This is a genomic window from bacterium, assembly GCA_040757115.1.
Taxonomy (GTDB): Bacteria; UBA9089; CG2-30-40-21; order CG2-30-40-21; family SBAY01; genus JBFLXS01.
Window position 1 is genome coordinate 1 of record JBFLYA010000418.1, and the last position, 1,628, is coordinate 1,628.

The following is a 1,628-nucleotide window of genomic DNA, read 5'->3' on the forward strand; positions in this document are numbered from 1 at the left end:
TCACTTGTATCCGAACATACTATTTTTGTGCCTTTTTAGGGATATAAGTCAAGAAAAATATTTTTAAAAAAACTTAATTTTTTACTTGACATTTCACCATAAGACTTTGTGAGTCGCAGACTCATGACCGTTTCTCCTAAAAATAGCCGTAAGAATAGAACAGGGATGACACGGATTAAACGGATGAGTACGGATTTTTTATTTTTTAGTAATCGGATTGAGCGGATTAATCGGATTTCTTTTCTGTTTTTTTATCTGCTCAATCCGCTAAATCCGCTTACTACTTATTTTCATTCTCCTTTGTGCCCACTCCCTGTGGGTAAGTCAGTCCCTACCAGACAATCTCCATTTTGTCAAAATGGGTAGATATCACTTCACCGATGGTGCTGAAACTTCCTCTATTACAGATGTTTTTTCTGTTCGCAGTGGTATGGTAAAGGTAAAGGTGCTTCCTTTTCCCACTTCACTCTCTAACCAGATTCTCCCTTTATGTAGTTCTATCAGTTTTTTGGTTAGGGGGAGACCAAGTCCTGTGCCTGCATATTGTCTGCTATAAGCACTATCAACCTGTTCAAATTCCTCAAAGACCCTTTGTTGATCCTTCTCAGCAATTCCGATACCTGTGTCCTGGACTGAAATTTGCACCATCTCATCTACTGGTCTTGCATTTACATTTATCCTTCCTCCTTCAGGGGTAAATTTGATGGCATTGGAAAGGAGGTTATACATTATCTGTTTAAATCTTGTTGGGTCTGTGTGGACAGTAGAAATGCCTTCTACCTTAAACTCAAGCAAAAGGTTCTTCTTTGAGGCTAATGTCTTGACTAATGTCTCACATTCACTTAATGTCTCTTTTAGAGGGATTTCTTCGATAGTAAGTTCTATCTTTCCTGCCTCTACCTTAGAAAGGTCTAATATGTCATTGACGAGCGTTAAAAGATGTTTACCACTGGTATGGATATTGTTGGCATATTTTGTTTGTTTCTCATTCAGTTCACCAAAAGTCTTTGCTAATAAAATTTCAGAAAACCCAATGATTGAATTTAAAGGTGTGCGGAGTTCATGGCTCATATTTGCCAGGAATCTTGATTTTGCCTCAGTTGCCTCCTGAAGCTGTTTATTAGTGACATTTAATTCTCTGGTAAGTTTGGCAATAGTCTCTATCGCCTCCTCCATTCCCGTTTTTTTCTGACTGCCCTTAAAAAACTCAACGAGTTTCTGATGTAATTTATGTTCTACTGTAAAAATTTTCTCTATGACAATCCACATAAAAACCAGAGGCACTGTGAGTAAAAAAGGTACAATAGGCAGGTGAATATGCAGGTAGGTAAAAAGTAAAAAAGAAATATGTATAATTCCAAGCAGTATCACTACAGCTATGATGGTATTATACATAATCCGCTCCCCTTTAATGAAAAGAGCTATTACCAGCCCAAGAATAAGTATTATCAAAATAACGGCTATTTTGTTTAATGGAACAATATAATTTCCGTTTAGAATTGTATTAATTATATTAGCTTGAACTACTACACCGTTTGAAATTCCTGCGTATTTTGAAAATGGGGTTAGTTTTTCATCACCCATTCCTCTGGCAGTGCAACCAACCAAAACAATTTTATCCTGGAAAT

1 protein-coding gene is annotated in these 1,628 nt (G+C 36.7%); it reads right to left on the minus strand.

Going from position 1 to position 1,628, the window contains the following annotated elements; all coding sequences use genetic code 11:
- Positions 1-369: 369 nt before the first annotated feature.
- A partial coding sequence (locus AB1422_19290) for an ATP-binding protein (protein MEW6621446.1) occupies positions 370-1,628 on the minus strand: 1,259 nt, incomplete at its 5' end.